We start from the raw sequence: 4,561 nt of genomic DNA on the forward strand, positions 1-4,561 counted from the left end.
TGAACGGAGGAGGATTGCTGTTTAGCATGGCAACAAGCTTTTTAAGCTCATCTTCGATAGATACGACCTCTTTGTACTTTATAGGGAAGATTCCGCTGTTGATTATTTTTGCAGCGGCGATAGGACCGATATTGATAAAATAGACAATATCATTTCCCTTGAGAATAGCGACCGTCTGGTCTGTATCTTTCTCTTCGATTTTAATAATTGTAGATATATTAAAACCCTCTTTGCTTATGTCATAAATATTAAACTGTTTTGCACTTCCGAAGTGTGCATCGATATTTTCATTGTCATTTGTCGCAAAAGCAACTCTGATTGTGCCTACATTCGCATTGTTAGAGGTTATTTTAATAGTTGAACTCATAATCTTCTCCATTGTGTATTTACTATAGTTAAATACATAAAGTGTTCCGTGGAGAAAAATCAGGAGTTATTTTTTAAAAAACTTGCCAAGTCGCTGTCCATACTCAGCAGATGCGAATCAAACCAATATGGAAGAGCTTCCCTGTAGTAAGATTTTAAAAATTTTTTTCCAACGGAAGTGACTGAAGATTTGATGAAATATTCCATCTCGTAAAGCACTTTTTTATGTTCATCCGAGTGCTCTTTGCTTCTTGGATAGCTGTGCTCTTTCATAAGATTTTCTTCACTACAAAAATGTAACTTTGTCTGTTCAAAAATTCTCATCATTACATTTTTGTAACCCTCTATGTTCTCTTCTTCCAAACTGTTGTAAATATCTACAAATTCTAAATGAAACTTATCCATATTTACATAATTCAAGAGATGTTTACTGTTATCAAAATTCACTAGTGCGCTCCATGTTTATGATGGTTTAGAATGTTTGCTATTTCAAAAAGCATATAGCAGCTTCCCTCATAGAGCGTATCGTTTTTAAGTTGATTTCCGACACTCTCATAATCAGGAAAACCTCTTAAAATATGTGCTTTTTTATGCGCTTTTGCGACTCTCTCACCGTGAAAATTCGTAATGAGCAAATCTGCCTCTTTCAACTGATTTTCAACATCTTCAAAATCACCTACGATTATATTTCTACATGTTAATTTATCCAAAGCTTTACTCTTTGTCGGCAAAACAATACTTTTAACATTTGCACCGGCTTCTATTATCGTTGTTGCCACGCTTAGCGCCTGATCAGGCTCTAGTGCGATAACTACGTTTGTACCGCCGAGAATAAAATGTGTGTCAAGCAGAGCATCTTGAACTCTTTTTCTCCACTTAACAATGCTTTTATGCGGCATTGAAACTCCGCTAAAGTCCATCAGTTCCTTATAAAATCTGTCTGCTTTTAAGAGTCCGCTTACAGTGTCAAAATGGAGGTGTTTGCTTTTTGGATTTTTTAGCAAAAATTTCTCTCCCGCTTTTTGAACTGAATCGCCTATTGTAATTACGAGCGCACTGTCTCCAAGTTTTTTTATCTCATCAACAGTGATGCCTCCATTGCTTAACGCACCCTGTTTTAGTCCTAAATGCCCGTCAAGTGATTCACTCAAATCAGGAAGAGAGAAAGTCTCAAAACCAAAAAGAGAGATTTGATCTTTTAATTTCTCAACTTCAATCGGGGTAAGATTTACATTTGGAATCAAAAGAGCTTTTTGTCTGTTTATCTCCTCTTTAGGCTCTACAAGCTGTTCTATAACTGCTTCGATTGACTTTGCAAAACCGCTCTCCAATCCGCCCTCAAAATCAGGAGTATGTACATATGCCATAAGCTGAGTATCTTTTAATAAATATGCGGCACCCTTGATGTCATCACCCTTTGTCTCGGTCATTCCTGTCGTAAAAAGACCGACTAAATCGGGTTTAACTTTTGCAGTGATGTTTTTCACCGCTTCGCTAATCGAGTAGTCACCGCCGTCAATAACCGCCGTAATGTCATTAACGGCAGTCGTCTGCACCGCTATGGGGTCATTAAAATGGCGTGTAAAAAAGACTTTTGAAAAAGAGGCGCACCCTTGAGCTCCGTGCATCAAAGGCATACAGTTTTTGATACCTAAAAAGCACAACAGAGCTCCCATAGGCTGCGAAAGTTTTATCGGGTTTAATTGTAATGGTTTATTCATATTTACATCCTATTATAGAGTCCATATACATTTTTTATTCCATTGAAATATCTATAAAAAAGTGAATTTTTAGATGTATAAATTCCTATTTTGCAACGCATTTGCACACTGCTTTAAACTTCTAAAAAAGTTTCCTCTATTTACGCAACTCTTAAGCGACAATAAGGTACTATCTATGGAATTTATTTTTCAATATTATAAAGATTAGGTGTTATATATGGGCAACTTGTTAAACAACGATAATATACAGAGCATAAACATTGAAGAGACTCTTCAGAGCAGCTACCTTGATTACTCCATGAGTGTAATCGTCGGTCGTGCGCTTCCTGATGTTCGTGACGGACTTAAGCCGGTTCACAGAAGAATCCTCTACGCTATGGATAAACTAAGTCTTTCACACGGAGCAAAGTTTAAAAAATCTGCGCGTATCGTCGGTGACGTTATCGGTCAGTACCACCCGCACGGAGATACTGCGGTTTATGATGCTTTAGTTCGTATGGCGCAGCACTTCTCTATGAGAATGGAGCTAGTTGACGGTCAAGGAAACTTCGGTTCAGTTGATGGTGACAGCGCGGCGGCTATGCGTTATACCGAAGCAAGAATGACAAAATATGCAGGTGAACTTCTAAAAGATTTGGAAAAAAACACGGTCAATATGATCGAAAACTATGATGGAACTACCGTTGAGCCTGATGTTATGCCAACGCGCGTACCAAACTTACTTATAAACGGCTCTTCGGGTATTGCTGTTGGTATGGCGACAAATATCCCTCCTCATAATCCAAAAGAGGTGATGCTGGGCTTAAAAGCACTTTTAGCAAATCCAGATATTGAACTTTATGAACTAATGGAACACATCAAAGCTCCGGACTTTCCAACGGGCGGAACGATATTTGGCAAAAAAGGTATTATGGATGCCTATGAGACAGGTCGCGGGCGTATAAAAGTTCGTGCAAAAACTCATATTGAGAAAAAAGGTAACAGAGACGTTATCGTTATAGATGAACTTCCTTATCAGGTAAACAAAGCGCGCCTAATTGAGAACATAGCAAATCTTGTAAAAGACAAGATGATTGACGGTGTTTCAGAGATTCGTGACGAATCAGACCGCGACGGTATCCGCGTTGTTATAGAGCTAAAAAAAGATGCGATGAGCGAAATAGTTCTCAACAACCTTTTCAAGCAGACAAGCATGCAGACTACTTTTGGTATTATCATGCTATCTATATTAAACCAAGAACCAAGAATATTCGGCATTATCGACATACTAAAGCACTTTGTAAATCACCGTAAAACCATCATTATCCGCCGTACTATCTTTGACCTTGAAAAAGCAAAAGCTAGAGCGCACATCTTGGAGGGTCTCAAAAAAGCTCTTGATATTATAGATGAGATTATCAGGGTTATCAAGTCAAGTAAAAATATCGAAGAAGCAAGAGACAACTTGGTTTCAGAGTTTGATTTCAGCACTATTCAGGCGCAAAGCATCGTGGATATGCGTCTTGGAAGACTCACGGGTCTAGAGCGTGAAAAAATCGAAAATGAACTTCGTGAGCTTCTTGCACTTATAGAGTATTTAGACTCAATTTTAAAAAGCGAAAAGGTTCTTCACGGAATCATAGATCAGGAGTTTGACGAGATCCTTGCTACCTACACGGACGCAAGAAGAACTGACATTGAAGATGATTATGACGATATTGATGTAGAAGACCTTATCCCTAACGAGCCTATGGTTGTAACCATCACTCACAGAGGTTACATCAAAAGAGTTCCTTTGGCGCAGTACGAAAAACAAAAAAGAGGCGGCAAAGGCAAAATAGCCGTTACTACTTATGAAGATGACTTTATAGAGAGATTCTTTACATGTAACACGCACGACACACTTCTTTTTGTAACAGACCGCGGACAACTCCACTGGTTAAAAGTTTACAAAATTCCTGAGGGAAGCAGAACTGCAAAAGGCAAGGCGGTTGTTAACCTGCTTAACCTTGTAGCGGATGAGCAGATCCAGTCTATCAATCCGACAACAGACTTCAGCGAAGAGAAATCTCTTGTATTCTTCACTAAAAAAGGTGTTGTAAAGAGAACAAACCTGAGCGAATTCTCAAATATCAGAAGCAACGGAGTAAGAGCTATTAGCCTTGATGATGATGACTCTATCATTACAGCAAAAATTGCTGACAAAAGCATCAAATATCTCTTTATCGTAACAAAACTTGCACAGTGTATAAAATTTGACATAGAAAAAACGCGTGACCAAGGTAGAAATACAAGAGGTGTAAGAGGTATCAAGTTTAAACATGCTTCTGATGAAGTTGTTGATGCAAATATTATAGCAAACGATGAGGAAGAGATACTGATTGTTAGCGAGAAGGGTATCGGAAAACGTACTGATGCAGGAGAATACCGCTTAACAAACCGTGGCGGCTCTGGTGTTATCGCTATGAAAATGACTCCAAAAACAGGCAAACATG

Annotated in this window: 4 protein-coding genes; 1 reads left to right on the plus strand and 3 read right to left on the minus strand. The window is 38.5% G+C overall.

The genetic code is table 11. The features are described 5' to 3' along the window. The 3 genes from RQ763_RS09760 to nifN all read right to left on the minus strand — a co-directional run. Positions 1-367, minus strand: a 367-nt coding sequence (locus RQ763_RS09760) for a NifB/NifX family molybdenum-iron cluster-binding protein (RefSeq protein ID WP_314152692.1), incomplete at its 3' end; no start/stop codon positions are given. Between the two features lie 59 nt (positions 368-426). Next, positions 427-813 carry a hemerythrin family protein gene (locus RQ763_RS09765; protein WP_314152693.1) on the minus strand — a complete coding sequence of 129 codons (387 nt, stop codon included), beginning with the start codon at positions 811-813 and terminating at the stop codon, positions 427-429. Then, positions 813-2,087 carry a nitrogenase iron-molybdenum cofactor biosynthesis protein NifN gene (nifN, locus tag RQ763_RS09770; protein WP_314152694.1) on the minus strand — a complete coding sequence of 425 codons (1,275 nt, stop codon included), beginning with the start codon at positions 2,085-2,087 and terminating at the stop codon, positions 813-815. The genes RQ763_RS09765 and nifN overlap by 1 nt, the downstream gene beginning before the upstream one ends. Before the next feature lie 217 nt (positions 2,088-2,304). Here nifN and gyrA point away from each other — a divergent pair. Next, a partial coding sequence (gene gyrA, locus RQ763_RS09775) for a DNA gyrase subunit A (RefSeq protein ID WP_314152695.1) occupies positions 2,305-4,561 on the plus strand: 2,257 nt, incomplete at its 3' end.

It is taken from the genome of Sulfurimonas sp., from assembly GCF_032250635.1.
Taxonomy (GTDB): Bacteria; Campylobacterota; Campylobacteria; order Campylobacterales; family Sulfurimonadaceae; genus Sulfurimonas.